This is a genomic window from Variovorax jilinensis, from assembly GCF_030316885.1.
In the GTDB taxonomy this organism is placed as follows: Bacteria; Pseudomonadota; Gammaproteobacteria; order Burkholderiales; family Burkholderiaceae_C; genus Variovorax; species Variovorax jilinensis.
Genome location: NZ_JASZYQ010000001.1, coordinates 297,516 through 323,964, shown reverse-complemented (window position 1 = coordinate 323,964; position 26,449 = coordinate 297,516). Strand labels below are relative to the sequence as shown.

Annotated in this window: 27 protein-coding genes; 10 read left to right on the top strand and 17 right to left on the bottom strand. The window is 67.9% G+C overall.

Annotated elements, in window-relative coordinates:
* Window position 1 precedes the first annotated feature (1 nt).
* The 7 genes from QTH87_RS01610 to QTH87_RS01580 form a co-directional block, all read right to left on the bottom strand.
* Window positions 2–856, bottom strand: coding sequence for a class III extradiol dioxygenase subunit beta (locus tag QTH87_RS01610; protein ID WP_286606322.1), 855 nt, complete (start codon window positions 854–856; stop codon window positions 2–4).
* Window position 857: 1 nt separating this feature from the next.
* The gene (gene ligA, locus QTH87_RS01605) at window positions 858–1,298 is read right to left on the bottom strand and encodes a protocatechuate 4,5-dioxygenase subunit alpha (protein ID WP_286606321.1); all 441 of its coding nucleotides are present in this window, start codon (window positions 1,296–1,298) and stop codon (window positions 858–860) included.
* Window positions 1,298–2,215, bottom strand: a complete 918-nt coding sequence (locus QTH87_RS01600; RefSeq protein ID WP_286606320.1) for an amidohydrolase family protein — start codon at window positions 2,213–2,215, stop codon at window positions 1,298–1,300. Before QTH87_RS01600 ends, ligA begins: the two co-directional genes overlap by 1 nt.
* A 4-nt stretch (window positions 2,216–2,219) precedes the next feature.
* On the bottom strand, window positions 2,220–3,206 hold the full coding sequence (locus QTH87_RS01595; protein ID WP_286606319.1) for a Bug family tripartite tricarboxylate transporter substrate binding protein: 987 nt from the start codon (window positions 3,204–3,206) through the stop codon (window positions 2,220–2,222).
* A gap of 30 nt (window positions 3,207–3,236) precedes the next feature.
* A complete protein-coding gene (ligK, locus tag QTH87_RS01590; protein ID WP_286606318.1) occupies window positions 3,237–3,920 on the bottom strand; it encodes a 4-carboxy-4-hydroxy-2-oxoadipate aldolase/oxaloacetate decarboxylase in 684 nt (227 codons plus the stop codon).
* 23 nt (window positions 3,921–3,943) lie between these two features.
* Window positions 3,944–4,972 carry an amidohydrolase family protein gene (locus QTH87_RS01585; RefSeq protein WP_286606317.1) on the bottom strand — a complete coding sequence of 343 codons (1,029 nt, stop codon included), beginning with the start codon at window positions 4,970–4,972 and terminating at the stop codon, window positions 3,944–3,946.
* 86 nt (window positions 4,973–5,058) lie between these two features.
* Complete coding sequence (locus QTH87_RS01580; protein ID WP_286606315.1) at window positions 5,059–5,748, bottom strand: substrate-binding domain-containing protein; 690 nt, start codon at window positions 5,746–5,748, stop codon at window positions 5,059–5,061.
* A 129-nt stretch (window positions 5,749–5,877) separates the two neighbouring features.
* On the opposite strand from QTH87_RS01580, the gene QTH87_RS01575 reads away from it, so the two are divergent.
* Entirely contained in the window at window positions 5,878–6,786 is a 909-nt protein-coding gene (locus tag QTH87_RS01575; protein ID WP_286606314.1) for a LysR substrate-binding domain-containing protein, read from the top strand.
* Window positions 6,787–6,808: 22 nt separating this feature from the next.
* On the opposite strand, the gene QTH87_RS01570 is transcribed toward QTH87_RS01575, so the two are convergent.
* The 5 genes from QTH87_RS01570 to QTH87_RS01550 all read right to left on the bottom strand — a co-directional run bounded on the left by QTH87_RS01570 (window position 6,809) and on the right by QTH87_RS01550 (window position 11,146).
* A complete protein-coding gene (locus QTH87_RS01570; protein ID WP_286606313.1) occupies window positions 6,809–7,714 on the bottom strand; it encodes an NAD(P)-dependent oxidoreductase in 906 nt (301 codons plus the stop codon).
* Window positions 7,715–7,745: 31 nt separating this feature from the next.
* Window positions 7,746–8,729: a Bug family tripartite tricarboxylate transporter substrate binding protein gene (locus tag QTH87_RS01565; protein WP_286606312.1), complete on the bottom strand. Its 984-nt coding sequence runs from the start codon at window positions 8,727–8,729 to the stop codon at window positions 7,746–7,748.
* Between the two features lie 68 nt (window positions 8,730–8,797).
* Window positions 8,798–9,649, bottom strand: coding sequence for a fumarylacetoacetate hydrolase family protein (locus QTH87_RS01560; RefSeq protein ID WP_286606311.1), 852 nt, complete (start codon window positions 9,647–9,649; stop codon window positions 8,798–8,800).
* 19 nt (window positions 9,650–9,668) lie between these two features.
* Window positions 9,669–10,415, bottom strand: coding sequence for an SDR family NAD(P)-dependent oxidoreductase (locus QTH87_RS01555; protein WP_286606310.1), 747 nt, complete (start codon window positions 10,413–10,415; stop codon window positions 9,669–9,671).
* Window positions 10,412–11,146, bottom strand: a complete 735-nt coding sequence (locus QTH87_RS01550; protein WP_286606308.1) for an SDR family oxidoreductase — start codon at window positions 11,144–11,146, stop codon at window positions 10,412–10,414. The genes QTH87_RS01555 and QTH87_RS01550 overlap by 4 nt, the downstream gene beginning before the upstream one ends.
* Window positions 11,147–11,311: 165 nt before the next feature.
* Between QTH87_RS01550 and QTH87_RS01545 the strand changes: the two genes are divergently transcribed.
* The 7 genes from QTH87_RS01545 (at window position 11,312) to QTH87_RS01515 (ending at window position 18,255) form a co-directional block, all read left to right on the top strand.
* Window positions 11,312–12,019, top strand: coding sequence for a FadR/GntR family transcriptional regulator (locus QTH87_RS01545; RefSeq protein WP_286606306.1), 708 nt, complete (start codon window positions 11,312–11,314; stop codon window positions 12,017–12,019).
* Window positions 12,020–12,069: 50 nt separating this feature from the next.
* A complete protein-coding gene (locus tag QTH87_RS01540) occupies window positions 12,070–13,065 on the top strand; it encodes a sialic acid TRAP transporter substrate-binding protein SiaP (protein ID WP_286606304.1) in 996 nt (331 codons plus the stop codon).
* Between the two features lie 65 nt (window positions 13,066–13,130).
* Window positions 13,131–13,688 (top strand): TRAP transporter small permease, encoded by a 558-nt coding sequence (locus QTH87_RS01535; protein WP_286606302.1) that lies wholly within the window; start codon window positions 13,131–13,133, stop codon window positions 13,686–13,688.
* A 9-nt stretch (window positions 13,689–13,697) separates the two neighbouring features.
* Complete coding sequence (locus QTH87_RS01530; protein WP_286606300.1) at window positions 13,698–15,092, top strand: TRAP transporter large permease; 1,395 nt, start codon at window positions 13,698–13,700, stop codon at window positions 15,090–15,092.
* A 31-nt stretch (window positions 15,093–15,123) separates the two neighbouring features.
* Window positions 15,124–16,650 (top strand): UxaA family hydrolase, encoded by a 1,527-nt coding sequence (locus QTH87_RS01525; RefSeq protein WP_286606298.1) that lies wholly within the window; start codon window positions 15,124–15,126, stop codon window positions 16,648–16,650.
* A gap of 13 nt (window positions 16,651–16,663) precedes the next feature.
* Window positions 16,664–17,722, top strand: a complete 1,059-nt coding sequence (locus QTH87_RS01520; RefSeq protein WP_286606297.1) for a malate/lactate/ureidoglycolate dehydrogenase — start codon at window positions 16,664–16,666, stop codon at window positions 17,720–17,722.
* A gap of 110 nt (window positions 17,723–17,832) precedes the next feature.
* Window positions 17,833–18,255, top strand: a complete 423-nt coding sequence (locus QTH87_RS01515) for a YjjA family protein (protein WP_286606295.1) — start codon at window positions 17,833–17,835, stop codon at window positions 18,253–18,255.
* Window positions 18,256–18,286: 31 nt separating this feature from the next.
* On the opposite strand, the gene katG is transcribed toward QTH87_RS01515, so the two are convergent.
* Window positions 18,287–20,536: a catalase/peroxidase HPI gene (gene katG / locus QTH87_RS01510; RefSeq protein WP_286606293.1), complete on the bottom strand. Its 2,250-nt coding sequence runs from the start codon at window positions 20,534–20,536 to the stop codon at window positions 18,287–18,289.
* A 176-nt stretch (window positions 20,537–20,712) separates the two neighbouring features.
* A complete protein-coding gene (slmA, locus tag QTH87_RS01505) occupies window positions 20,713–21,360 on the bottom strand; it encodes a nucleoid occlusion factor SlmA (RefSeq protein WP_286606291.1) in 648 nt (215 codons plus the stop codon).
* A gap of 122 nt (window positions 21,361–21,482) precedes the next feature.
* Between slmA and galE the strand changes: the two genes are divergently transcribed.
* The gene (galE, locus tag QTH87_RS01500; RefSeq protein ID WP_286606289.1) at window positions 21,483–22,502 is read left to right on the top strand and encodes a UDP-glucose 4-epimerase GalE; all 1,020 of its coding nucleotides are present in this window, start codon (window positions 21,483–21,485) and stop codon (window positions 22,500–22,502) included.
* On the opposite strand, the gene argB is transcribed toward galE, so the two are convergent.
* Window positions 22,499–23,392 carry an acetylglutamate kinase gene (argB, locus tag QTH87_RS01495; RefSeq protein WP_286606288.1) on the bottom strand — a complete coding sequence of 298 codons (894 nt, stop codon included), beginning with the start codon at window positions 23,390–23,392 and terminating at the stop codon, window positions 22,499–22,501. The two genes, galE and argB, sit on opposite strands and share 4 nt — an antisense overlap.
* A gap of 67 nt (window positions 23,393–23,459) precedes the next feature.
* Complete coding sequence (locus QTH87_RS01490) at window positions 23,460–24,554, bottom strand: glycosyltransferase family 4 protein (RefSeq protein WP_286606286.1); 1,095 nt, start codon at window positions 24,552–24,554, stop codon at window positions 23,460–23,462.
* A 44-nt stretch (window positions 24,555–24,598) separates the two neighbouring features.
* On the opposite strand from QTH87_RS01490, the gene QTH87_RS01485 reads away from it, so the two are divergent.
* The gene (locus QTH87_RS01485; protein WP_286606285.1) at window positions 24,599–25,375 is read left to right on the top strand and encodes a glycosyltransferase family 2 protein; all 777 of its coding nucleotides are present in this window, start codon (window positions 24,599–24,601) and stop codon (window positions 25,373–25,375) included.
* Here the strand turns inward: QTH87_RS01485 and QTH87_RS01480 are convergent.
* Window positions 25,357–26,415, bottom strand: coding sequence for a glycosyltransferase family 2 protein (locus QTH87_RS01480; protein ID WP_286606284.1), 1,059 nt, complete (start codon window positions 26,413–26,415; stop codon window positions 25,357–25,359). The genes QTH87_RS01485 and QTH87_RS01480 overlap by 19 nt on opposite strands.
* Window positions 26,416–26,449: the final 34 nt, after the last annotated feature.

Below are 26,449 nucleotides of genomic sequence, written 5' to 3'. Positions count from 1 at the left end.
GTTATTGGTTCTCCAGGATGAGATGGCCCACGGCCGTGTTGGAAGCCGGCACGTGGAAGAAGCGGCGCGCGACCTTCGGCGGCTTGCCGCCCGCGACGTCGGCCATGGCGCCGCGTGCGATCAGCCACATGACGAGCTCGATGCCCTCGGAGCCGGCTTCGCGCACGTAGTCGATGTGCGGCACCTTCGACAGGCCGTCGGGGTCGGCGATCAGGCGGTCGAGGAACTTGTTGTCCCAGTCGGCGTTGATGAGGCCGGCGCGCGGACCCTGCAGCTGGTGGCTCATGCCGCCGGTGCCCCAGATCTGCACGTTGAGGTCTTCGTCGAAGGACTCGACCGCGCGGCGGATCGCCTGGCCCAGCATGAAGCAGCGGCGGCCGCTGGGCACCGGGTACTGCACGACGTTGACCGCGAACGGAATGACCGGAAACGGCCAGGCCTCGGTCTGGCCGCACATCAGCGACAGCGGCACCGTGAGGCCGTGGTCGACGTCCATCCTGTTGACGATCGTGAGGTCGAAGTCCTGCTGGATCACGCTCTGCGCGATGTGCGAGGCCAGCGGCGCATGGCCCTTGACCACCGGCACCGGGCGCGGGCCCCAGCCTTCGTCGGCCGGCTGGTAGCTGTCGGCGGTGCCGATCGCGAAGGTCGGGATCATGTCGAGGCTGAAGGCGGTCGCGTGGTCGTTGAAGACCAGGAACACGACGTCGGGCTTGTTGTCCTTGAGCCATTGCTTGGAGAAGTCGTAGCCCGCGAACAGCGGCTGCCAGTAGGGCTCGTTCGACTTGCCGAGATCGAGCGCCGCGCCGATGGCGGGCACGTGCGAGGTGTAGACGGATGCGGTGATGCGTGCCATGTCAGTTGCCCTTGTTGCCGGCCGCTCCCTGCGGCTGGCGATGCGCCTGCGCGGTGCCGTCCTCGCCGATGCGGCGATTGCCTTCGACCGAGCGGCCGCCCTTGATCATCATGTCGCGGTATTCCTCTTCGGTCATGCCGGTCATGCTGCCCGCCATCTGCTGGAAGCTCCTGCCGTCGGTGGCGCCGATCTTGGCCAGGAAATAGATGTTGCCGCCGAGCGCGATGCAGCGGTTGAGGTCGCGCGCGAGCACCGCCAGCTTCTGCTCCTCGGTCATCGGCCACTCGTCGAGGTAGGCCCGCTCGTCGGCCTTGAAGCGCTCGCGGTTGGCGGCCTTCATGAGCGACATGCAGAACTGGTTAAGGTGGTAGCCGAGGCGCGATTGCTCGGCATCGAAGATGGTCGTGCCGGGCACGTCCTTGTAGGGCTTGTCGAGGGACATTACTTCAGCTCCGGCCAGTACAGACGCGTCGGGTTGTCGACCAGCAGCTTGCGCTGCAGTTCGGCGGTGGTCGCGATCTGCGGGATGAAATCGACCAGCAGGCCGTCGTCAGGCATGTGGTCCTTGAGGTTCGGATGCGGCCAGTCGGTGCCCCACAGCACGCGGTCGGGGAAGCTCTCGACCACCTTGCGCGCGAAGGGAACGACGTCCTGGTAGGCGGCCTGCTCGCCGTCCAGCGCCTTGGGGCCGGTGAGCGACAGGCGCTCGGGGCAGCTCACCTTGCTCCAGACATTGGTGTGCTCGCGCATGAACTTCAGGAACAGCTCGAACTCGGGGCCGTCCACGGGCTTGCCGACGTCGGGGCGGCCCATGTGGTCGACCACCACCGTGGTCGGCAGCGCCGTGAAGAAATCCCACAGCTCGGGCAGGTCGACCGCCTCGAAGTAGATCACCACATGCCAGCCGAGCGGCGCGATGCGGTTGGCGATCTCCAGCAGCTCGTCCTTGGGCGTGAAGTCGACCAGCCGCTTGACGAAGTTGAAGCGCACGCCGCGCACGCCGGCCTCGTGCAGTTCCTTCAGTTCGGCGTCGCTGATGCTGCGCTTCACGGTGGCGATGCCCTTGGCGCGGCCGTTGGAGGCCTTGAGCGCATCGACCATCGCGCGGTTGTCGGCGCCGTGGCAGGTGGCCTGCACGACGACGTTCTTGTCGAAGCCGAGGTGGTCGCGCAGCGCGAACAGCTGGTCCTTCGAGGCGTCGCAGGGCGTGTACTTGCGCTCGGGGGCGAACGGGAACTGGTCGCCAGGGCCGAACACATGGCAGTGCGCATCGACGCTGCCCGGCGGCACCTTGAAGCGCGGCTTCGAGGGGCCGGCGTACCAGTCGAGCCAGCCAGGGGTCTTGGTGAATTCGGTCATGGTGTTAGTCCAGGGTGATGTTGGCCTTGCGGATCACGTCGCCGAAGCGCTGTGTCTCGGCCTTGACGAACTGGTTGAACTGGTCGCGCGTCTGCGGGAAGGGCTCGTAGCCGAAGCTCTTGAACTTCTCCTGCACGTCGGGGCTCGCCAGTGCGGTCTCGATGTCCTTCTTGATCTTCTCGGTGACGGCGGGCGGCAGGCCCGGCGGCACTGCGATCGCGTTCCAGCCCGTGACCTCGAAGCCCTTCGGGCCGCCCGATTCGCCGACCGTCGGCACGTCCGGGAAGCTCGAGAGCCGCTGCGGCGCGGTCACGGCCAGGAAGCGCAGCTTGCCGGCCCGTTGCAGCGGGCCCGCGGTGGCGGCGCTGCCGAGCGCGAAGGCCAGTTCACCGGTCGACACCGAGGTGTAGAGCTGGGTGGTTTCCTTGTAGAGCACGTGCTCCATCTTGATGCCCGCGGTGCTCGCGAACAGCTCCGAGCCCAGGTGCACCGGGTTGCCGATCGACCAGGAGCCGAAGTTGAGCTTGCCGGGGTTGGCCTTGGCGTCCGCGATGATGTCGCCGACCGACTTGTACTTGCTGTCTGTCGCGACCGTGAAGAAGAAGTAGGTCTTGAACAGCGGCAGCAGCGTGTCGAAGTCCTTCACCGGGTCGTAGGGCAGCTTCTTGAACAGCGCCGGATAGGCCGCGAGGTGCACGTTGTCGACCACCAGCATGTCGTGGCCGTCCTTGGCGCCGCGCTTGAAGGCATCGATCGCGATGAAGCCGTTGCCGCCCGGGCGGTTCTCGACCACCACGGGCTGGCCCCAGGCGCGCGAGAGCTTGTCGGCCACCAGGCGCGCAACGCCGTCGGGTCCGCCGCCCACCGGGAACGGCGTGATGATGCGCACCGGCTTGGTCGGGAACTGCTGCTGGGCGAAGGCGCCGGTCGGCAGGGCCGCCACGGACAGAGCGGCGGTGGCGAGGGCGAAGAGACGTCGGGAGACTTGCATGTCGAAAAAAACTTGAAGAAGGAAATGGGTTCAGTCGATGTAGCGCAGGCCGGCCTTCTCGAGCGGCTCCCGCATCTTGTACATGTCGAGGCCCAGCACGCCCGAAGCCAGCTTCTCGCGCTTGGCGCCCTCGTTGGCTTCGCGTGCGGTGGCAGCCTCGAGCGCCTTGGCCGCCATGGCCTTCGGCACGCAGACCACGCCGTCGTCGTCGGCCACGATCACGTCGCCGGGCGTCACGAGCATGCCCGCGCACACCACCGGGATGTTGACCGAGCCGAGCGTCGCCTTGATGGTGCCCTTGGACGAGATCGCGCGGCTCCAGACCGGGAAGTTCATCTCCTGCAGCGTCTTCACGTCGCGCACGCCGGCATCGATGATCAGCGCCCGTGCGCCGCGCGACTGGAAGCTGGTCGCGAGCAGGTCGCCGAAGTAGCCGTCGGTGCATTCGGCCGTGACTGCGGCAACCACGATGTCGCCGGGACGGATCTGTTCGGCCGCGACGTGCATCATCCAGTTGTCGCCGGGCTGCAGCAGCACCGTGACCGCGGTGCCCGACACCGGCACGCCGGGATAGATCGGCCGCATGTAGGGCTTGAGCAGGCCGACTCGGCCCATGGCCTCGTGCACCGTGGCCGAGCCGAGCTTGGCGAGCGCGTCGGCCGTGGCGCTGTCGGCGCGCTCGATGTTGCGATAGACGACTCCGAGTTCGTACATGGTCTTGCTTCCTTGTTGAAGGGTCAGAGGCCCTTGGCCTTGAGGGCGGCGTCGAGCCGCGGGAACACGCGGCGCGCGTTGCCTTCGTAGATCTGGTGGCGATCGGCGTCGCTCAGGATCTTGCTCGATTCGATGTAGCGCTTGGTGTCGTCGTAGTAGTGACCCGTGGTCGGGTCGATGCCGCGCACGGCGCCGATCATCTCGGAGGCGAACAGCACGTTCTTGACCGGAATCACCGTGTTCAGCAGGTCGATGCCCGGCTGGTGATAGACGCAGGTGTCGAAGTAGATGTTATTGAGGAGATGCTCGTCGAGCAGCGGCTTCTTGAGCTCCTGCGCCAGGCCGCGGAATCGGCCCCAGTGGTAGGGCACCGCGCCGCCGCCGTGGGGAATCAGGAAACGCAGGGTCGGGAAGTCCTTGAACAGGTCCGAGGTCAGGCACTGCATGAAGGCCGTGGTGTCGGCATTGAGGTAGTGCGAGCCGGTGGTGTGGAAGGCCGGGTTGCAGCTGGTGCTGACGTGGATCATCGCGGGGATGTCGTGCTCGACCATCTTCTCGTAGATCGGGTACCACTGGCGGTCGCTCAGCGGCGGGCTGGTCCAGTGGCCGCCGCTCGGATCGGGGTTCAGGTTGATGCCGACGTTGCCGTATTCCTTCACGCAGCGCTCGAGCTCGGGAATGCAGGTCTTGGGATCGACACCCGGCGACTGCGGCAGCATCGCGGCCGGGATGAAATGGTCCGGGAACAGCTGGCTCACGCGATAGCAGAGCTCGTTGCAGATCGCGGCCCAGGTCGACGAGGTTTCGAAGTCGCCGATGTGGTGCGCCATGAAGCTCGCGCGCGGGCTGAAGATCGTGAGGTCGGAGCCGCGCTCCTTCATGAGCTTGAGCTGGTTGTTCTCGATCGTCTCGCGGATGTCGTCGTCGCTGATCTTCAGCTCGCTGGCCCTGGGCGCCTTGGACGGGTCCTTGAGGCCGGCGATCTGCAGGTCGCGCCAGGCGCCGAGGGCTGCGGGGGCGGTCGTGTAGTGACCGTGGACGTCGATGATCATGTCGGGTTGCTCCTGGTTAAGTCACTAAATCAGTTGAGGTCAGAGCAAAAACTGCTGCGCAGTTTCTTGGTCTGTCCCGCAAGGTCTCAGACAGGCTCCATGCCCTGCGCGCGCTTGGCGGCCTCGGTCTCGGGCGAGGCCATGAAGTCCAGCATGGCACGCACGGCCTCGGCGCGGGCCGATCCGGCGCAGACCGCGCCTGAAAAAGTCGTGACGATCTGAATCTCGGCCGGCAGCGCGCCCAGCAGGTCGATGCCCTGCAGGTGGATCAGCTCGCTCAGTTGCTGGAATCCGAGCTCGACCTCGCCGCGCGCGACGAGCGTGCCGACCGGAACGCCGGGCGGCGCCTGCACGATGCGGTCCTTGATCTGCGCCGCGATGCCCCAGCGCTCGAACAGCGCGGCCAGCGCAACGCCGCTCGGGCCAGTGGAATAGCTGAGGTTGCGCGCCGCCAGCACGGCGCTGCGCAGCGCGGCTTCGGAACCGATGTCGGGATGCGGTGCGCCGGCCTTCACCGCCACCGCCACGCCGGAGCGCACCAGGTCGGTCTTGGTGCCGGGCTCGATGCGGCCCGCCGCGCTCAGCTTGTCGATCGCGTCGGAGGCCAGGATGACGACGTCGAAGGCTTCGCCGGCCAGCACGCGCTTGGCGGCATCGACGCCGCCCACCGCTTCGATCGCCACCGCGACGTCGCTCCGTTCCTTGTATCGGGTTGCCAGCTCGCCGAGCAGCTGGCGGGTGGCCATCGATGAGATGCCCTTGATCTCGGTCGCCATGCAGATGTCTCCTGGGGTCTGGGTGCGATTCTGCGGCGCGATCCGCACCAACGCCAGCGTCATAACCGACTAGCAGCTAGAACGATTCGGCATATCATCGCGCTGCATGCCCAACAAGCCATCGCAGCCATGGATTTGAAGCAGCTTGGCTATTTCGTCCGTGTGGCCGAGCTGGGCAGCTTCACGCGCGCCGCGGCGGCGCTCGACATCGCCCAGCCCGCCTTGAGCCGCCAGGTGCGCCTGCTCGAGGTCGAGCTGCGGCAGAACCTGCTGGTGCGCAACGGCCGCGGTGCCACGCCGACCGAGGCCGGCCTGCTGCTGCTGGCCCATGGTCGCGGCATCCTGCACCAGGTGCAGCGCGCACGCGACGAGCTCGGCCAGCTGCGCGGCTCGCTCGCGGGAAGGGTCGCGGTCGGGCTGCCTCCCAGCGTGGCGCGCGTGCTCACGGTGCCGCTGACGCGGGCCTTCCGGCGCCGCCTGCCCGAGGCCAGCCTGTCGATCAGCGAAGGCCTGTCGGCCGCGATGCAGGAACGGCTGGCCCACGGCGGCATCGACATCGCCGTGCTCTACAACGCGCGGCCGACCGCCGAGCTCGACGTGCAGCCGCTGCTCGAGGAGGCGCTCTACCTGGTCGGGCCGCGTCCGGTCGGCCTGGCGGAGGACCCGCCGCCGGGCCCGATCGGCCTCGCCGAGGTCGCGAAGCTGCCGCTCGTGATCCCGAGCCAGCCCAACGCGATCCGCATGCACCTCGAATCCGAGATGGCCGGCATCGGCTGCCGGCCCCAGGTGGCGCTCGAGATCGACGGCGTCTCGGCCATCCTCGACCTGGTGACCGACGGCTCGGGCTACGCGGTGCTGCCGCGCAACGCGGTCACGCGCTCGATCAATCCGTCGGCCTTCGTGATGCGCGGCATCGCACCGCCGACGCTGCGCATTCCGCTCTTCACGGCGGTCAGCGCGCTGCGGCCCGCGACGCTGACCCAGCAGGCGACGCGCGAGCTGATCCGCGAGACCTTCGAGCTGCTGCACAGGGAGTGAGGGGCGCCGCTCGGCGCCCCGCTCACGCCTGCGGTTGCCGCGCCGCCAGCAACCGGTCGGCGTAGGCCTGCCAGTCCGAATCCTTGTCGAGCCCGTCGAACAACCCTTGCCTGGCCAGGTCCGCCACCCATTGCTGCTTCTCTGCAATGGCCGCCGTCATGACCGGCGCGAAGCCGGCCTCGCGCACGGTGTTGGCGGCTTCGCGCATCTCCTCGGCGCGGCGCTGGCCGTGCTGCACCACGCGGCTGAAGAAGTAGGCGCCCTGCCGGCTCCAGTCGATGCTCGGAAAGGTTTCCTGCAGCGTGGGCAGCACGTGCGCCTCGACACCGTAGGCGCGCGCGGTGGCGTAGCTCTCGATCACGAGCGCCTCGAGGCCCTTGATCATCACGCTGCGACTCATCTTGATCGCGCTGGCGACGCCGAGCCGGTCGCTGACCGCCCGCGTGTCCAGGCCCCAGGCCACCAGCGCCTCGGCCAGCGCGGCCGCGCGCGCGCCACCCAGCAGCATCGGCACGCGGATGCCATAGGGCGGCACCGAGGTCATCACGCCGGCCTCGACATAGTGCGCGCCGGCCGCGTCGACCAGCGCCGCGCACTGCTGCTTGGTGCCCGGCGAGGCCGAGTTGAGGTCGAGGAAGACCGTGCCGGGCCGCAGGTGTGGCGCCGCCTCGCGTGCCACCGCCAGCGTGTTGGAGGCCGTGACGGCCGAGATCACGAAGTCGCTGGCCTGGCACAGCGCGCGCATGTCGCTGCAGGCCTCGATGCCCGCCTCGGCCGCGTGCGCGCACTCGGCGGCCTGGCGCACCGGGTCCGCGAACTTCAGGTCCCAGGCGGCGACGCCGCGCACGCCGGGCTTGTCCCGGAGGCCGGCGGCGAAGGTCTTGCCGACCTCGCCGTAGCCCACGAGGCCGATTGGATCGAGTTGCATGGGGAGGTCTCCTTCTTCGCCGGGGCCGGCGTCACTGCTTCGGGATGCCGGCCGCCGCGATGACGCCGCTCCAGCGCACGATCTCGCTCGCCAGCAGCGCGGCCAGTTCCTCGGGCGTGCCGGCCTGCGGTTGCACGTTCAGCGTCGCGAGCTGCTGCCGGACCTCGGGCGAGGCCAGGGCGCTGCGCAGCGCCTGATTGAGCCGGTCGACCCGATCGCGCGGCGTCCTTGCCGGCGCCGCGAGCGCATTCCAGGAGCGCACGTCGAAGTCCTTGAGCGCGGGCGCGGCCTCGGCCACCGTGGGCACCGCCGGCAACGCCGGATTGCGGCGCACGCCCATCACGGCCAGCGGCCGCAGCGCCTTGGCGCCGATCTGCGGCATCACCGGCGAGAGGATCTCGACCGCCGCATCGATCTGCCCGCTGCGCAGCGCCGTGACCACCGCAGGCGTGCCGTTGAAAGGCACGACCTGGGCGTCGATGCCGGCGCGGGTCTTGAACAGTTCGGCGGCGAGGTTCTGGGTGCTGCCGATCGCCACGCTGCCGATGTTGAGCGCACCGGGGCGCGCCTTGGCCGCAGCCACCAGATCCGACAGGCTGCGCAGCGGCGAGCCTTCGGGCACCACGATCGCGAGGTCGAAATATCCGATCAGCGAGACGGGTGCGAAATCCTTGCGGGTATCGAAGGGCAGGCGCTGGAACAGGCCCTCGCTGACCGCGGTGCCGTTGCTCATGAGCAGCAGCGTGAGGCCGTCGGGCGCGGCCGTGGAAACCATGGTGCCGGCCACCACGCCGCCTGCGCCAGGCCGGTTGTCGACGATCACGGGTTGGCCCAGCTGGCCGGCCATGGCCTTGCCGACCACCCGCGCCGTGAGGTCGGCGACGCCGCCGGCGCCGAAGGGAACGACGAGGCGGATGGGCTGGGTATCGCGGCTGTCGGCGGCCAGGGCGGCGATGGGCCAGGCGGCCGCGAGGCCCGCGCCGGCGCCGCAGAGGATGAGATGGCGACGTTGCATGCGGGTGATTCTGCCCGGCATGGAAAACGTTCGCGCAGCCCGGATTCCCGGGCCGCGAACGCCGAACCCTAGAGCTTGAACGCCACCACGTCCTGCCGCTGCTCGCCGAGGCCCTCGATGCCGAGCGTCATGACGTCGCCCTTGCGCAGGAACACGGGCTCCGGCTTGACGCCCATGCCGACGCCCGGCGGCGTGCCGGTCGTGATGATGTCGCCGGGCTCGAGCGTGTTGAGCTGGCTCACGTAGCTCACGAGCTTGGCGACGTTGAAGACCATGGTCTTGGTATTGCCGGTCTGCATGCGCTTGCCGTTGAGGTCGAGCCACATCGCGAGCTTCTGCGGATTCGGCACCTCGTCGCGGGTCACGAGCCAGGGGCCGATCGGGCCGAAGGTGTCGAAGCCCTTGCCCTTGTCCCAGGTCAGGCCGTGCTCGAGCTGCCATTCGCGCTCGCTCACGTCGTTGATGACGCAGAAGCCCGCGACGTAGCTCAGCGCATCCTTCTGCGAGACATAGCGTGCGCGCGTGCCGATGACCACGCCGAGCTCGACCTCCCAATCGCTCTTGACCGAGTTCTTGGGCAGCATGACCGGGTCGTTGGGGCCCTGGATGCAGCTCACTGCCTTGGTGAACACCACCGGCTCCTTCGGGATCGGCATGTTCGATTCGGCTGCGTGGTCGGCGTAGTTGAGTCCGATGGCGACGAACTTGCCGACCTTGGCCACCGGGCAGCCGAAGCGCGGCTTGCCCCTGACCAGCGGCAGCTTGTCGACCTTGAGCTTTCGCAGCTTGTCGAGCGTGGCGTCGCCGAGCTGCGCCGGGCCGATGTCGCCGATCACCGCGCTGAGGTCGCGCAGCTTGCCTTCGGCGTCGATGAGGCCTGGCTTTTCCTTGCCCGGGTTGCCGTAGCGAACGAGTTTCATGGTTGTCCTTGGTTGCAGTTCAGAAGGTGGAGCGGCCGCCCGAGAGGTCGAAGGTCGCGCCGGTGGAAAAGGAACAGTCTTCGGTGCAGAGCCAGCTCACCATCGCGGCGACTTCCTCGACCGTGCCGAAGCGACCCATCGGGATCTTCGACAGCATGAAGGCGATGTGCTCCTGGGTCATCTGGTCGAAGATCGCGGTCTTCACCGCTGCCGGCGTTACGCAGTTGACGCGGATGCCGGTGTCGGCGAGCTCCTTGCCGAGCGACTTGGTCAGCGCGATCACGCCGGCCTTGCTCGCACTGTAGGCGCTCGCGTTGGGGTTGCCGTCCTTGCCGGCCACAGAGGCGATGTTGACGATGCGGCCGTAGCCCTGCGTGCGCATCTGGCCCGCCACCTCGCGGCAGCAGATGAAGGTTCCGGTGAGGTTGACCTCTATCACCTGGCGCCAGGCATCGACCGGGTAGTCCCACACCTTGGTGTTCGGTCCGGTGATGCCGGCGCTGTTGACCAGCGCGTCGATGCGCCCGGCCTGCGCCAGCGTGGCGGCCACGGCCTTGGCCACCGAGGGCTGCTGCGAGACGTCGACCGCGAGGCCATAGGCCTTGGCACCGAGTGCCCAGGCGGCCTTGCTGGCCGCCTCGCCGTCGAGGTCCCAGAGCGTCACGCTGCCGCCGGAGGCGATCAGCCGCTTGGCGATGCCGAAGCCCAGGCCCGTGGCGCCGCCCGTGACGACCGCGTGGCGGCCGTTGAAATCGAGCTGGTTCATATCATGATCCCCCCGTCGACCGTGAAGGCCTGGCCGGTGGCGAACACCGATTCGTCGCTGGCCAGGAACACCACCACCGGCGCGATTTCCTCGGCCCGCGCCAGCCGGCCCATGGGCTGTCGTGCTATGAAGGCCTTGCGTGCCTCTTCGGGATCGGCATTGGCATTGATGCGCTCGCCGAGCGAAGGCGTGTCGACGGTGCCGGGGCAGACCGCGTTGCAGCGGATGCCCTTGGTGACGTAGTCGGCGGCCACGCTCTTGGTGAGGCCCAGCACCGCGGCCTTGGTGGTGCCGTAGACGAAGCGGTTCGGCAGGCCCTTCATGCTCGAGCAGACGCTCGCCATGTTGATGATGCTGCCGCGGCCCGCCGCGAGCATCGCGGGCAGCACCGACCGGATGGTCCAGAACTGGGCGCGCACGTTGAGGTGGAAGGCGAACTCGAGATCGTCGTCGGTGGCGTCGAGCGCGGTGCCGCTGTGCACCACGCCCGCGCAATTGAACAGCACGTCGAGCGTCGGCAGCGTCTTGAAGAAGGCCTCGATGGCGGCCTTGTCGAGCACGTCGAGCCTGGCGGTCCTGACGTTGGCGACGCCTGCGTAGCGCTCGAGCAGTTTCTCGTTGACGTCGGTGGCCCACACCTGCGCGCCCTCGGCCGCCATGGCCAGCACGCTCGCGTGGCCGATGCCCTGTCCGGCCGCGGTGACGAGCGCGGTCTTGCCCTGAAGTCTCATGGGATGTTCCTCTCGAAAGCTGGTGGCGATGGTGAGGCCGCCGGGCCGCGGCGCGTTCAGGGTTTCGCCCGATGGCTGCGCCCCGGTGCCGACCGTATTCTGAATTGGCCTTACCACTTGTCCAATTCAGGACAACCCTTAACCGCCCTTGCCCGACCTTCCCACGTGCCGCTCCAGACCGTCGAGCCCCAGCGCCTCTATCGCCAGATCGCGGATCAGCTGCGCGCGCTGATCGCGGCCGGCGAGTTCGCGGTCGGCGCCCGGCTGCCGGCCGAGCGCGACCTGTCCAAGCAGCTCGGCGTCAGCCGGCCCTCGGTGCGCGAGGCACTGATCGCGCTCGAGGTCGAGGGCTGGGTCGAGGTGCGCACCGGCTCGGGCGTCTACGTGCTCGATCGCTCGCACCGGGCTGCAGCGCCCGTGGCGGCGGCCGAGTGGGGGCCGCTCGAGCTGATCCGTGCGCGCCGCGTGGTCGAGGGAGAGACCGCGGCGCTGGCCGCCGCGGCGGCCAGGCGCCGCGACATCGATGCCATGAGCCAGGCCATCGAGCACATGCGCGAGACGGCCGACCGCAACATGATGCCGCTCGAGGGCGACCGCGCCTTCCATCTCGCGATCGTCGAGGCCTGCGGCAACGTGGTGCTGTCCGAGACGGTGCAGGGCTTCTGGGATTCGCGCAACGGGCCGATCTTCACGCGCCTGGGCGGCTACTTCGAGACCGTGAAGTCGTGGCGCAGCGCAATCGCCGAGCACGAGGCGATCCGCGACGCGATCGCCGCGCGCGACGCCGACGCCGCGCGCGACGCCATGCACGCCCACATGGACAAGTCCCATCAGAGGTTCAGCGCGAGCTGGCGCCGCGCCAAGGTTTCCTGATCCGCCAGCCCAGTCAGTCTTTCCTTTCCAACCACAACGGAGACAAGTCGATGACCAGCAAACGTTTCGCCCTCAAGACCCTCGTCGCCTGCGCCCTTGCGGCCGGGGCGCTCGGCAGCTTCGGACTCGCGCAGGCCCAGACCAAGCTCAAGTGGGCCCACGTCTACGAGACCTCGGAGCCCTTCCACAAGTATTCGGTGTGGGCCGCCGAGGAGATCAAGAAGCGCACCAACGGCAAGTACGACATCCAAGTGTTCCCGGCCTCAAGCCTCGGCAAGGAGAGCGACATCAACCAGGGCCTCACGCTGGGCACGGTCGACATCATCCTCACCGGCGCGAGCTTCGCGGGCAACACCTACAAGCCGCTGGCGGTGACCTACTTCCCGTTCATATTCCGCGACTCCGAGCACCTGATGAAGTACGCGCAGAGCGACGTCTTCAAGGAACTGGCCAAGGGCTACGACGAGAAGAGCGGCAACCACATCACCGCCCTCAACTACTACGGCGCGCGCCACGTGACCTCGGCCGCAGCCAAGCCGGTCGGCAAGCCCGAGGACATGAAGGGCCTGAAGATCCGCGTGCCCGATGCGCCGGCCTACCTGGCGTTCCCCAAGTCGCTGGGCGCCAACGCCACGCCGATCGCCTTCGCCGAGGTCTACCTCGCGCTGCAGAGCGGCACGGTCGACGCGCAGGAGAACCCGCTGCCGACCATCGAGGCCAAGAAGTTCTACGAGGTGCAGAAGAACATCTCGCTGACCGGCCACATCGTCGACTCGCTGCTCACCGTGACTTCGGGCCAGCTCTGGAACAAGCTCACGCCCGACGAGAAGAAGATCTTCAGCGAGGTGATGCAGGAAGCCGCCGAGAAGACCGGCCGCGAGATCATCGCCTCCGAGGGCCGGCTGGTCGACGAGTTCAAGAAGAAGGGCAACAACGTCATCACGGTCGACAAGAACGCCTTCCGCGAAGCCGTGCTCAAGGCCACCAAGCCGACCGACCAGGGCTATCGCCAGCAGGACTACGACCGCATCATCGCGATCAAGTAGCCGGCCGACCGCACGCAGGCCCGGCACGGCGCCGGGCCTTCACCCGAAGAACGATAGGAGACACGATGAGCGACGAGAAACTGCTCGGCGACGACGGCGAGTTCCATGTCAAGGACGAGGCGGTCGACCTCTCGGACACCATCTTCGAAGGCTGGCTGGCCCTCGGCATCTTCTGGCTGCTCGGGCTCACGGTGCTCTACCAGTTCGTCACGCGCTACGTGATGAACGACTCGGCCTCGTGGACCGAGGAGATCGCGCGCTACCTGCTGGTGGGCGTCGTCTTCGTTGGGGCCGCAATCGGCGTGGCCAAGAACAACCACATCCAGGTCGATTTCTTCTACCGCCACATGCCGCCCGCAATGTGCCGCTTCATGGGCCTCGCGGTGGATGTGGTGCGCACGCTGTTCTTCGTCGCGGCTGTGGTCATGACCGCGCAGATGATGGCCAAGATCGGCAACAACGCCAGCATGACCATCGTCGACCTGCCGATGAACATCGTCTACGCCGTCTGCCTGTTCGGCTTCGTCGCCATGCTGGCGCGCTCGATCCAGGTCAGCGTGGTGCACTGGCGGCGCGGCTACACCGTGCTCGAGCGGCCCGAGACCGCCATCCACGACCGCTGAGGAAGCCGCATGCTCAAGATCGCATTCCTTCTCTTCATGAGCGCCGGCATTCCGGTCGCCGTGGCCATGGCCGGCGCCTCGCTGGTCTACATCCTCTGGAGCGGCAACCTGCCGGGCTTCGTCGTCATCCACCGCATGGTGAGCGGCGTCGACAGCTTTCCGCTTCTGGCCGTGCCCTTCTTCATCCTGGCCGGCAACCTGATGAACAACGCGGGCATCACGAACCGCATCTACAACTTCGCGCTCGCGCTGGTAGGGTGGCTGCGGGGCGGGCTCGGCCATGTGAACGTGCTGGGCTCGGTGATCTTCTCGGGCATGAGCGGCACGGCCATCGCCGACGCCGCGGGCCTCGGCACCATCGAGATCAAGGCGATGAAGGAGCACGGCTACTCGACCGAATTCGCCGTCGGCGTGACCGCCGCCTCGGCCACGCTCGGCCCGATCATTCCGCCCAGCCTGCCCTTCGTGATCTACGGGATGATGGCCAACGTGTCGGTCGGCGCGCTGTTCATCGCGGGCATCCTGCCGGGCGCGATCATGACCATCCTCATGATGCTCACGGTCACCTACTACGCACACAAGAACGGCTGGGGCGCGGACGTCAAGTTCCAGTGGCCTCGGCTCATGAAGGCGCTGGTCGAACTGCTGGTGGTCTGCCTCTGGCCCACGCTGCTGTGGATCGCGGTCGACGATTTCGGCGCACCCGCGCAGCCGGCGGTGCTCATCGCGCTGGTGATCCTGTTCGTCGCCGACAAGATGTTCAAGTTCGAGGCGGTGCTGCCCATCATGACGCCGGTGCTGCTGATCGGCGGCATGGCGAACGGCCTCTTCACCGCCACCGAAGGCGCGATCGCGGCCTGCGTCTGGGCCATGGTGCTGGGCTTCTTCTGGTATCGCACGCTGAGCTGGAAGATGTTCGTGAAGGTCTGCCTCGAGACCGTCGAGTCGACCTCCACCGTGCTGTTCATCGTCGCGGCCGCATCGATCTTCGGCTGGATGCTCACGGCCACCGGCGTCACGGCCGACATCGCGGCCTGGGTGCTCGCCTTCACCAAGGAAGCCTGGGTCTTCCTGCTGCTCGCGAACCTGCTGATGCTGTTCGTCGGCTGCTTCCTCGAGACCACCGCGGCGATCACGATCCTGGTGCCGATCCTGCTGCCGATCTCGAACCAGCTCGGGATCGACCCGGTGCACTTCGGCGTGGTGATGGTGCTCAACCTCATGATCGGCGTGCTGCATCCGCCCATGGGCATGGTGCTGTTCGTGCTCGCGCGCATCGCCAACCTGAGCATCGAGCGCACCACCATGGCGATCCTGCCGTGGCTGATACCGCTGCTGCTGAGCCTGGCGCTGATCACCTACTGGCCGGCCACCGTGCTTTGGCTGCCGAAGATCATGCAGTGACCCACGGAACCACGAGAAACGGGAGCCCACGATGAACCCTTTTATCCGCCTCCATCCGGCCGACGACGTCGTCATCGCGCGCGCCCAGCTGGTCGGCGGCACCAGCGTCGAAGGCGTCGCGGTGCGCGGGCTGATACCGCCTGGCCACAAGGTCGCGGTGCGCGCGATCGCGGCGGGCGAGCCGGTGCGCCGCTACAACCAGATCATCGGCTTCGCCAGCCGGCCGATCGCACCCGGCGAGCACGTCCACACGCACAACCTCGACATGGGGCCCGACAAGGGCCACTTCGAGCGCGACTACGCCTATGGCGCCGACGTCAAGCCGCCGCCCGCTCGGCGCGAGGCCAGCTTCATGGGCATCCGCCGCGCCGACGGCCGCGTCGCCACGCGCAACTACATCGGCGTGCTGACCAGCGTCAACTGCTCGGCCACGGCCGCGCGCGCGATCGCCGACCACTTCTCGCGCAGGAGCAATCCGCAGGCGCTCGCGGACTTTCCCAACGTCGACGGCGTGGTCGCGCTCACGCACGGCACCGGCTGCGGCATGGACACCGGCGGCATGGGCATGCAGATCCTCGAGCGCACGCTCACGGGCTACGCCACCCATGCCAACTTCGCGGCGGTGCTGGTGGTCGGGCTGGGCTGCGAGGCCAACCAGATCAACGCCTGGCTCGCGACCGGCAACCTGGCCGAAGGCGAGAACCTGCGCGTCTTCAACATCCAGGACACCGGCGGCACGCGCAAGACGGTCGAAAAGGGCGTGGCCCTCATCAACGAGATGCTGCCGCGCGCCAACGCGGCGGTACGCGAGCCGGTCAGCGCATCGCACATCACGATCGGGCTGCAGTGCGGCGGCTCGGACGGCTATTCGGGCATCAGCGCCAATCCCGCGCTAGGCGCCGCGGTCGACCTGCTGGTGGCGCACGGCGGCACCGCGATCCTCTCCGAGACGCCCGAGGTCTACGGCGCCGAGCACCTGCTGACGCGGCGCGCAGTGCGGCGCGAGGTGGGCGAGAAGCTGGTCGAGCGCATCCGCTGGTGGGAGCACTACACCGAGATCAACGAGGGCGAGATGAACAACAACCCCTCGCCGGGCAACAAGGCCGGCGGCCTCACGACCATCCTCGAGAAATCGCTCGGCGCCGTGGCCAAGGGCGGCACCAGCAATCTCGAGGCGGTCTACGAATACGCTGAGCCGGTGACTGCACACGGCTTCGTCTACATGGACACGCCGGGCTACGACCCGGTCAGCGCCACGGGGCAGGTGGCGGGCGGCGCCAACCTGATCTGCTTCACGACCGGCCGCGGCTCGGCCTATGGCTGCGCCCCCTCGCCCTCGCTCAAGCTGGCCACCAATTCGGCGCTGTGGCAGCGGCAGGAAGAAGACATGGACATCAACTGCGGCGAGATCGTCGAAGGCTCGGTGTCGATCCAGGAGATGGGCCAGCGCATCTTCGACCTCGTGCTCGCGACCGCCTCGGGCGAACAGTCGAAGAGCGAACGCCACGGCTACGGCCAGAACGAATTCGTGCCGTGGCAAGTCGGCGCGGTCATGTAGGAGCAACCCAGCCATGCCCAAGACACTCGCCGCCGAACGGTTGCGCACGCAGGTCGGCGCCATCCTCGAAGCAGCCGGCAGCGCGCCGGCCGAGGCGCGCCAGGTGGCAGACAACCTGGTGCTCGCCAACCTCAGCGGCCACGACTCGCATGGCGTCGGCATGCTGCCGCGCTATGTCGATGCGGTGGCCGAGGGCGGCCTGATGCCCAACGCCTCGGTCAAGATCAACCTCGACAGCGGCGCCATGCTCGCGCTCGATGGCCAGCACGGCTACGGCCAGATCGTCGGCGTGCAGGCGATGGAGCTCGGCATCGCGCGTGCGAAGCAGCACGGCAGCTGCATCGTGTCCCTGTCGGCGGCGCATCACCTGGGCCGCATCGGCCACTTCGCCGAGATGGCGGTGGCGCAGGGCCTGGTCGCGATGCACTTCGTGAACGTGCTGTCGCGGCCGGTGGTCGCGCCCTGGGGCGGCGGCGACGGCCGCTTCGGCACCAACCCCTGCTGCATCGGCATTCCGCTGGCCGGCGCCGAGCCCTTCATCCTCGACTTCGCGACCAGCCGCGTGGCGCAGGGCAAGATGCGCGTGGCCTACAACAAGGGCGAGCGCGTCGCGCCGGGCCACCTGATCGACGAGCGGGGCCAGCCGACCGACGACCCCGGCGTGGTGGTGGTGCCGCAGGGCAATGGCCTGTTCGGCGCACTCATGACCTTCGGCGAACACAAGGGCTACGGCATGGCGGTGGCCTGCGAGCTGCTCGGCGGCGCACTGACCGGCGGCGGCACCTGGCACCGCCCGGCCGACACCGCGCGCACCGTGCTCAACGGCATGCTCGCGGTGCTGATCGATCCCGCCCGGCTCGGCACCCGGGACAGCTTCGACCAGGAAGCCGCAGCCTTCATCGACTGGCTGCGCCAGAGCCCGCCGGGCGCGGGTTTCGACGCGGTGCAGATCGCCGGCGAGCCCGAGCGCAGCGCGCGTGCTGCGCGCGAGCGCGAAGGCATCTGGCTCGACGATGCGACGTGGAGCGAGATCGTCGATGCGGGCCGCAAGGTGGGCGTCACGGTGAACTGAAAGCCGGCGAGAAAACACTGCCACCAACTGTTTCAAATGCCGTCACGGGAAGGGCCCGGACTTCCGCTATGGTTCCTTCGAGACTCACTCGGAATCCAAAGGAGCGGAACATGAACAGCATCCACCAACGCTTCATGCGCGTCAGCGCGATCGCGCTGCTGATCGGGAGCGCCGGCTTCGTGCAGGCCCAGGGCCTGGACGCGCTCAAGGGCCTGGCCGGCGGCGGCGGCAGCAGCAGCGCTCTCGGTTCGATGGCCTCGGGAAGCATGGGCAATGCGGCCGGCGTGATCGAGTACTGCCTCAAGAACAACTACCTGAGCGGCGGCGACGCCGCATCGGTCAAGGACAAGCTCATGGGCAAGCTCGGCGGCGGCGACAAGCCGGCCGCCGACCCGGGCTACGTCGCAGGCGCCCAGGGCATCCTCACCGGCACCGACGGCAAGAAGATGGACCTGACGGGCGGCGGGCTCAAGGAACAGGTGACTCGCAAGGCCTGCGACTTCGTCCTCAAGCAGGGCAAGTCGATGATCTGATCACCCACTGCCCGGCCCCGCCGTTGCCGCTTCAGGCGACGTCGAAGCGGTCGAGGTTCATGACCTTGGTCCATGCGGCCACGAAGTCATCGACGAACTTGTCCTTGGCATCCGCGCTCGCATAGACCTCGGCGACCGCACGCAACTGGGAGTTCGAGCCGAACACCAGGTCGGCACGGGTGCCGGTCCATTTGCGTTCGCCCGACTTGCGGTCGTGGCCCTCGAATTCGGCGTTGCCGCCCACCGGCTTCCAGACCGTGCCCATGTCGAGCAGGTTGACGAAGAAGTCGTTGCTCAATGCACCCGGCTTGGCGGTCAGGACGCCGTGCGTGGACGCCCCGGCATTGGCGCCGATCACGCGCAGCCCGCCCACCAGCACCGCCAGTTCGGGCGCGGTCAGGGTCAGCAGTTGCGCCCTGTCGATCAGCAGCACCTCGGCCGGCACCTCGTAGCGGCCCTTCACGAAGTTGCGGAAGCCATCGGCGTACGGCTCCAGCGGCTCGAACGAAGGCACATCGGTCTGCTCCTGCGAGGCATCCGTGCGCCCGGGCGTGAAGGCCACCTTGACCTCGCGGCCGCCGTTGCGGGCGGCCTGCTCCACACCGGCGCCGCCGGCGAGCACGATCAGGTCGGCCAGCGAGATCTTCTTGCCGCCGCTCTGCGCCGCGTTGAAGTCGCTGCGCACGCCTTCCAGCACCTGCAGCACCTTGGCCAGCTGCTCGGGCTGGTTGACCGCCCAGTCCTTCTGCGGCGCCAGGCGAATCCGGGCGCCGTTGGCACCGCCGCGCATGTCCGATCCGCGGAAGGTGGAGGCCGACGCCCAGGCCGTGGCGACCAGCTGCGCGGGCGTGAGGCCCGATGCCAGCACCTTCTGCGTCAGGGCCGCCACGTCCTGCGCATCGACCAGGGGATGGTCGACCGCGGGGACCACGTCCTGCCAGATCAGCTCCTCGGCCGGCACCTCGGGGCCGAGATAGCGCGCACGCGGACCCATGTCGCGGTGCGTGAGCTTGAACCAGGCGCGCGCAAAGGCGTCGGCGAACTGGTCGGGGTTCTCCATGAAGCGCCGCGAGATCTTCTCGTAGGCCGGATCGAAGCGCAGCGAAAGGTCGGTGGTCAGCATGGTCGGCACCAGCTTCTTCGACGGATCGTGGGCATGCGGAATGGTCGCCCCGGCGCCCTTGGCCACCCATTGATAGGCACCCGCGGGGCTCTTGGTCAGCTCGTACTCGTAGCCGAACAGGTTCCAGAAGAAGTTGGCAGTCCACTTGGTCGGCGTGGTGGTCCAGGTCACCTCGAGGCCGCTGCTGATCGTGTCGCCGGCATTGCCACTGCCGTAGTCGCTCTTCCAGCCGAGGCCTTGCAGTTCTATGCCGGCCGCTTCGGGCTCCACGCCGACATGGCTGGCCGAGGCTGCGCCGTGGGTCTTGCCGAAGGTATGGCCGCCGGCGATCAGCGCCACGGTTTCCTCGTCGTCCATCGCCATGCGCGCGAACGTGTCGCGGATGTCGTGTGCTGCGGCGATCGGATCGGGCTTGCCGTCCGGGCCTTCGGGGTTGACGTAGATCAGGCCCATCTGCACGGCCGCCAGCGGGTTCTCGAGATCGCGCGAGTGCGGCACCTGGCTGTCGTCGTCCTTCGGCAGCACCGCACCCTCCTTCTCGACCCCGGGCGAGCCCCGCGAATAGCGGACGTCGCCGCCGAGCCACTTGGTCTCGCGGCCCCAGTACACGTCCTGGTCGGGCTCCCAGACGTCGGGGCGGCCGCCGCCGAAGCCGAAGGTCTTGAAGCCCATCGTCTCGAGTGCGACGTTGCCCGTGAGGATGATCAGGTCGGCCCACGAGATCTTGCGGCCGTACTTCTGCTTGACCGGCCAGATCAGGCGCCGGGCCTTGTCGAGGCTCACATTGTCGGGCCAGCTGTTGAGCGGCGCGAAGCGCTGCTGCCCACGGCCTGCGCCACCGCGGCCATCGCCGATGCGATAGGTGCCGGCGCTGTGCCAGGCCATGCGGATGAAGAACGGACCGTAGTGCCCGAAGTCGGCGGGCCACCACTCCTGCGAGTCGGTCATGACGGCGGCGAGGTCCTTCTTCACCGCGGCAAGGTCGAGGCTCTTGAACTCCGCGGCGTAGTCGAAGGCTTCACCCATGGGATCGGACTTGGAGGAGTGCTGGTGAAGCAGATCGACCCGCAACTGCTCGGGCCACCAATCACGGTTGGTGGTGCCGCTCTCGGGCGCCTTGCTGAAAGGACACTTTGCCTCTGTCTTGTCGTCGCTCATGGTCGAACTCCTCTTCTCGGTTGTGGGGAAGGAGTTCGATTCTGTGGCAGAACCGACATGGTGCGAATAGGGGTTGCAAATGGGGGCAATAGCATCCACCTGCGCGCGTCCGGAGCGCCGCACCGCGCGACATGAACGGAAGGTGCGGGCGGGTTGCGCCGGATCGGCTCGACGCCTCAGAGCATCAGCGCGACGGCCGCTTCCAGGTGCTCGGACGGTGCGCGCCGGAATCCCGAGCGCGCGAAGCGCTGAAGGCGCCCCACCAGGAATGCCGTCAGCACCGAGGCACGCACCTGCGCATCGACGCTCGGGGTGGCCGAGCCTTCGCCTGCGGCCGCATCGCGCAGCGACTGGCGCAGCGTGGCCTCGATCTTGTCGAAGAACTGGTTCATGCGGCTTTGCAGGCGTTCGTTCTCGAACACCAGCGCGTCGCCGACCATGACGCGCGTCATGCCGGGATTCTTCTCGGCGAACTGCACCAGCATCGCGACGATGCGTGCCGCCTGCTCGCGGCCCGGCGCCTCGCGCTCGACGATCTGGTTGACCAGCGTGAAGACGCTCTGCTCGATGAAGTCGATCAGGCCCTCGAACATCTGGGCCTTGCTCGCGAAGTGGCGGTAGAGCGCGGCCTCGCTCACCTCGAGCCGCGCCGCCAGCGCGGCGGTGGTCACCCGCTCGGCCCCCGGCTGCTCGAGCATGGCCGCCAGCGCCTGCAGAATCTGCACGCGCCGCTCGCCCGGCTTGGGCCGCTTGCGGGTCGGTGCGGCCACGGGTTCTGGACTTTCGCTGTTGGCGCCTGAGGCGCTCGGCTCGTCGTTCTGCATGGGGCGCGTGCAAAATGTAAAAAAATGATTCTCGCACAGGGCAGTGAGCGCGCGCCAACCGGGCATGCCCTGGATGTCGCGCAGAATCGACAGCCATTCTCGACCCAAGCCTCAAGCTCCAGATGCCAAAGACCATCCTCGTCACCGGCGGCGCCGGCTTCATCGGCAGCCACACCTGCGTCGCGCTCGCGGCCGCGGGCTACCTGCCGCTCGTGCTCGACAATCTCGGCAACAGCGACCGGCGCGTGCTCGACCGGCTGGCGCGCATCAGTGGCGTCGCGCCCGAGTTCATCGAAGGCGACGTGCGCGACCGGGCCATGCTCGACCGGCTCTTCGCCGAGCGGCCGATCGCGGGCGTGATCCATTTCGCCGGCCTGAAGGCGGTGGGCGACTCGGTGGCCGACCCGATCGGCTACTACGACAACAACGTGCATGGCAGCTTCGTGCTGGCCGCGGCGATGCAGGCCGCCGGGGTGCGCATCCTGATCTTCTCGTCTTCCGCCACCGTCTACGGGGACCCCGACAGTTCGCCGATTCCCGAGAGCGCGCCGCTGCGGCCTGCCAATCCCTATGGCCGCTCGAAGCTGATGGTGGAGCAGGCGCTCGGCGACCTGCAGCGTGCGGATGCGAGCTGGCGCATCGGCCTGCTGCGCTACTTCAACCCGGTGGGCGCGCACGAGACCGGGCTCATCGGCGAGCATCCGCAGGGCAGGCCGAACAACCTGATGCCCTTCGTCTGCCAGGTGGCGGTGGGGCTGCGAGACCAGCTGGCCGTCCACGGTGGCGACTACCCGACACCCGACGGCACCGGCGTGCGCGACTACGTGCACGTGATGGACCTGGCCGAAGGACACGTGGCAGCACTGCGCCATGCCGAGTCGCAACCCGGCCTGGTCACGGTGAACCTCGGTACCGGCCTCGGGGCCTCGGTGCTCGACGTGGTGAAGGCCTTCGAGCGCGCGAGCGGGCGAAAGATCGCCTACCACATCGGCCCGCGCCGACCCGGCGACGTGCCGGCCTACTGGGGCGACCCGACGCTGGCGCAAGACACGCTGGGCTGGCGCGCCACGCGCAGCCTGGATGCAATGTGCGCCGACAGCTGGCGCTGGCAGCAGGGCAATCCGCGCGGGTACGAAGGCTAGCGGGCGCGGATCATGGTGCCGTAGGCCTGATCGGTCAGGATCTCCAGCAGCATCGCGTGCGGCACCCGGCCGTCGATGATGTGGACCGCGTTGACGCCGCTCTTGGCCGCATCGAGCGCGCCCTCGATCTTCGGCAGCATGCCGCCCGAGATGGTGCCGTCGGCGAACAGCTCGTCGATCTCGCGCGCGCTGAGGTCGGTCAGCAGCGTGCCGTTCTTGTCGAGCACGCCGGGCGTGTTGGTCAGCATCATGAGCTTCTCGGCCTGCAGCACGGTCGCGAGCTTGCCCGCGACGACGTCGGCATTGATGTTGTAGCTCTCGTTGTCCTCGCCGAAGCCGATCGGGCTCACCACCGGGATGAAGGCGTCGTCCTGCAGCGCCTTGACCACGCTGGGGTCAATCGAGACGATGTCGCCGACCTGGCCGACGTCGTGATGCAGGCTCGGGTCGTTGCGGTCGGCCATCTTGAGCTTCTGCGCCCGGATCAGGCCGCCGTCGCGCCCGGTCAGGCCCACGGCCTTGCCGCCGGCCTGGTTGATCAGGCCCACGATGTCCTGCTGCACCTCGCCGGCCAGCACCCACTCGACCACCTCCATGGTCTCGGAGTCGGTCACGCGCATGCCCTGGATGAAGTGGCCGGTCTTGCCGAGCCGCTTGAGCGCCGCCTCGATCTGCGGGCCGCCACCGTGCACCACCACCGGGTTCATGCCGACCAGCTTGAGCAGCACCACGTCCTCGGCGAAGTCGGCCTGCAGCTCGGGGTCGGTCATGGCATTGCCGCCGTACTTGATGACGATGGTCTTGCCGTGGAACTTGCGGATGTAGGGCAGCGCCTGGGCCAGGATCTCGGCCTTGTCGCGCGGGGGGATGTTCAACACAGGGTCGGTCATGGGCGGGCGATGAAGAAGACGGGTTTCGCGATTGTGGCGGAACTCGATGACGGCGGCTTCATGCGCTTCAGGGCCGCAGCCAGCGCGGCACCTTGAAGCGCACGATCATCAGGTAGGCCGCCACGTAGGTGGCCACGAACAGCAGGCAGAAGGCGATCAGCACCGGCGTGTTGTTCCAGAACAGCACCGCGGGCACCACGGTCAGCGCAGCGAAGATCCACAGGTAGGGCGAGGTCCGGTTGTTGCGCGCCAGCAGCTGCCGCGCCTCGTCATCCGCAAACGCCACGCGCACGATGCGGCGGAAGATCAGCTGGTGGAAGTGCAGCGCGTCGGCGGTGCCCGGCGACTGCCCGCGTGCCAGCTTGCGGTAGATGGAGAACAGCGTCTCCCACACCGGGTAGATCAGCAGCAGCATCGGGAACCACGGCGACACCACGCGGTGGCGCTGCACCAGCGTCACGGCCGCTACCGCGATCACCATGCCCCACACGTAGGCGCCGCCGTCGCCGGCGAAGATCTTGCCGCGCGGGTAGTTCCAGATCAGGAAGCCCAGCGTGGCGCCAACCAGGCAGATCACCATCGCAGCCAGCTGGCGGTCGCCGACCTGCAGCGCCACGTGAGAGATCGCGAGGCAGACCAGCACCGCCACCGTTCCGGCCAGGCCGTTGTAGCCGTCGATGATGTTGAAGGCATGCGGCAGGCCGCCGATGGCCAGCGCCGCGAACAGCATTGCCGCATAGGGCATGGCCTGCAGCCAGCCGTCGACCACCGGGATGCCGACGCGAGAAAGGCCCAGGTTGAGCACCCAGCACAGCAGCAGCGCCGAGCCGATCGTGAGGCCGAGCCGGTAGCGCACCGAGACGCGCTGCGTCACGTCCTCGACGATGCCGCCGAGCACCGCGGGCGCGATGCAGATCAGGGCCAGCGCCGAGGCCTTCATGGGCCAGTTGACGTTGAACGTGTCGGTGCCGAGGCCCGCCACCAGCCAGGCGATGCCCATGCCGATGAAGATGCCGGCGCCACCGAGCCGCGGCACGTGGCCCTTGTGGAAGCGCTGCGGCATGTCGGCGGCATAGCGCCGCGCATGGCGGCGGGCCCGGCGCATGAACAGCTGCACGGCGACGGCGGAGAGGAGGAAGCTGATGACGATCAGGGCAATCATGGGTGTGGGGCGGGAACCCTAGAATTCCCGTGCGAAATTAGACCATGCCAACGACCCCCTCCCCGCCCTCTCCTTCCATCACGGTGTCGATCGTGAGCCACGGCCAGCTCGAACTGGTACGGCCGCTGATCGAGGAGCTCGACCGCTTCAGCCGCGACATGGTCGCCCGGGTGGTGCTGACCCTCAACATCCCCGAGCCCGACCTGCTCGCGGGCATGGACTGGGGTTTCGAGGTCGAACGGATCGAGAATGCCCGGCCCCTCGGCTTCGGCGCCAATCACAACCAGGCCTTTGCGCGCTGCGCCACGCCCTGGTTCCTGGTGCTCAATCCCGACATCCGCTTCGACCGCGACATCCTGGCCGATCTGGTGGCGCAGGCGCGGCCCGACAGCGGACTCCTGACGCCGCGCATCCTCGAGCCCGGCAAGGCCGAGCCCGAACAGCATCGGGCCATCATCACGCCGCACGAGATCCTGGTGCGGCGCCGGCCCGGCTACGTGCGTCCGGTGGTACCGCACTGGATCCCGGGCCTCTTCATGATGTTCCGCAGCCAGGCCTACCGCGAGATCGGGGGCTTCGACGAGCGCTACTTCATGTATGGCGAGGATTTCGACATCTGCGCCCGAACCCAGCTCGCGGGCTGGAAGCTGCAGGTGGCAGAGGACCTGCTGGCCCTCCACGATGCGCGCCGCGCCAGCCGCACCAGCCGCAGGCACCTCTACTGGCACGTCACCAGCCTGTTGAAGGTGTGGGGATCGAAGGCCTTCTGGCGCTTTCGCGCCGCGCTGCGCAAGGCGGCGGCTCAGGCTTCGGTGCGGTAGAGCCGGCGAAAGCCCCGGAACAGCGGCAGCTTGGTGGCATTGCCGATGGCGCGCACCATGCCGGGCGAGCTGTGGGCCAGCAGGAAGCGCGTCAGCCGAAGCCTGGTCTTGGCGCGCCAGCCCACGTAGGGATTGCCCAGCACCATGCCCGCGTAGTCGTCCAGGTGGGCAAACATCTCCTCGCGGTACTCGTTGTCGAGCTTGATCGCCTGGATCGCGTGGTCGACGAACAGCTTGCCGAAGCGCGGCATCAGGTAGTCGCGCAGGTAGTAGCGGTTGCGCTTGGGCTCGTCCGGATAGGTGGCCGCCAGCTTCTTGAAGAAGCGGTAGCGGCTGCGGATCATGCGGATGCCGAAGGAGGTGCTCTCGGTGTGGATGCACCAGACCGTCACCGCGCGGTCGAGGTAGTGGTTGCTGTAGCCCTTGCGAAAGATCCGCATGAACAGGTCGTCGTCCTCGAAGCCCATGAACTGGTCATCGAAGCCTTGCACGGCGTCGAAGGCGGCCCGGCTCACGAGCGTCGCCGACGGCAGCACGAACATGTCGTGGCGCAGGATGTCGAAGATGCTCGTCTTGGGATGGTCCTTCGAGTGCTGCTTGACCAGTTCGGTGCGCACCACGTTGCCGTCCACGTCGGCCTCGTAGAGGTCGGCATAGACGAAGCCGAATCGCGCATCGTCGCGCGGGATCGCGTCGACCAGCAGCTCGATGTGGTTCGGCAGGTAGAAATCGTCCTGGTCGAGAAAGCAGATGTACGACGCGGTCGAGGCAGCCACGCCCGCATTGCGCGCCGAGCCCTGGCCACCGTTCTCCTTGTCGATGATGCGGAACGGATAGCGCAGCGCCAGCGCGCCGAGCACTTCGCGCTCCTCGGGGCGCGAGCCGTCGTTGACGACGACCACCTCGTCGGCCGGCACGGTCTGGTTGAACACGCTCCGGACCGAGCGTTCGATGAAGTCGGCGCCGTTGTAGAACGGAATGACGACCACGACCGAGGGCCTGTTCGGTGCGGAAGTGGGGTCGAGTGCGGGGGCGGACATGCGGCGGGGTGGCTCGTGGTTCTTATGGGGGTTG

Coding starts and splice junctions, on each gene's coding strand:
- QTH87_RS01575 (WP_286606314.1), top strand. CDS start 5,878: ATGGATTTGAAGCAGCTTGGCTATTTCGTCCGTGTGGCCGAGCTGGGC.
- galE (WP_286606289.1), top strand. CDS start 21,483: ATGCCAAAGACCATCCTCGTCACCGGCGGCGCCGGCTTCATCGGCAGC.
- QTH87_RS01565 (WP_286606312.1), bottom strand. CDS start 8,729: ATGCAACGTCGCCATCTCATCCTCTGCGGCGCCGGCGCGGGCCTCGCG.
- QTH87_RS01540 (WP_286606304.1), top strand. CDS start 12,070: ATGACCAGCAAACGTTTCGCCCTCAAGACCCTCGTCGCCTGCGCCCTT.
- QTH87_RS01525 (WP_286606298.1), top strand. CDS start 15,124: ATGAACCCTTTTATCCGCCTCCATCCGGCCGACGACGTCGTCATCGCG.
- QTH87_RS01485 (WP_286606285.1), top strand. CDS start 24,599: ATGCCAACGACCCCCTCCCCGCCCTCTCCTTCCATCACGGTGTCGATC.
- QTH87_RS01570 (WP_286606313.1), bottom strand. CDS start 7,714: ATGCAACTCGATCCAATCGGCCTCGTGGGCTACGGCGAGGTCGGCAAG.
- QTH87_RS01535 (WP_286606302.1), top strand. CDS start 13,131: ATGAGCGACGAGAAACTGCTCGGCGACGACGGCGAGTTCCATGTCAAG.
- QTH87_RS01580 (WP_286606315.1), bottom strand. CDS start 5,748: ATGGCGACCGAGATCAAGGGCATCTCATCGATGGCCACCCGCCAGCTG.
- QTH87_RS01560 (WP_286606311.1), bottom strand. CDS start 9,649: ATGAAACTCGTTCGCTACGGCAACCCGGGCAAGGAAAAGCCAGGCCTC.
- QTH87_RS01530 (WP_286606300.1), top strand. CDS start 13,698: ATGCTCAAGATCGCATTCCTTCTCTTCATGAGCGCCGGCATTCCGGTC.
- ligA (WP_286606321.1), bottom strand. CDS start 1,298: ATGTCCCTCGACAAGCCCTACAAGGACGTGCCCGGCACGACCATCTTC.
- QTH87_RS01595 (WP_286606319.1), bottom strand. CDS start 3,206: ATGCAAGTCTCCCGACGTCTCTTCGCCCTCGCCACCGCCGCTCTGTCC.
- slmA (WP_286606291.1), bottom strand. CDS start 21,360: ATGCAGAACGACGAGCCGAGCGCCTCAGGCGCCAACAGCGAAAGTCCA.
- QTH87_RS01585 (WP_286606317.1), bottom strand. CDS start 4,972: ATGATCATCGACGTCCACGGTCACTACACGACCGCCCCCGCAGCCCTC.
- QTH87_RS01480 (WP_286606284.1), bottom strand. CDS start 26,415: ATGTCCGCCCCCGCACTCGACCCCACTTCCGCACCGAACAGGCCCTCG.
- QTH87_RS01490 (WP_286606286.1), bottom strand. CDS start 24,554: ATGATTGCCCTGATCGTCATCAGCTTCCTCCTCTCCGCCGTCGCCGTG.
- QTH87_RS01610 (WP_286606322.1), bottom strand. CDS start 856: ATGGCACGCATCACCGCATCCGTCTACACCTCGCACGTGCCCGCCATC.
- ligK (WP_286606318.1), bottom strand. CDS start 3,920: ATGTACGAACTCGGAGTCGTCTATCGCAACATCGAGCGCGCCGACAGC.
- katG (WP_286606293.1), bottom strand. CDS start 20,536: ATGAGCGACGACAAGACAGAGGCAAAGTGTCCTTTCAGCAAGGCGCCC.
- QTH87_RS01600 (WP_286606320.1), bottom strand. CDS start 2,215: ATGACCGAATTCACCAAGACCCCTGGCTGGCTCGACTGGTACGCCGGC.
- argB (WP_286606288.1), bottom strand. CDS start 23,392: ATGACCGACCCTGTGTTGAACATCCCCCCGCGCGACAAGGCCGAGATC.
- QTH87_RS01550 (WP_286606308.1), bottom strand. CDS start 11,146: ATGAGACTTCAGGGCAAGACCGCGCTCGTCACCGCGGCCGGACAGGGC.
- QTH87_RS01515 (WP_286606295.1), top strand. CDS start 17,833: ATGAACAGCATCCACCAACGCTTCATGCGCGTCAGCGCGATCGCGCTG.
- QTH87_RS01555 (WP_286606310.1), bottom strand. CDS start 10,415: ATGAACCAGCTCGATTTCAACGGCCGCCACGCGGTCGTCACGGGCGGC.
- QTH87_RS01520 (WP_286606297.1), top strand. CDS start 16,664: ATGCCCAAGACACTCGCCGCCGAACGGTTGCGCACGCAGGTCGGCGCC.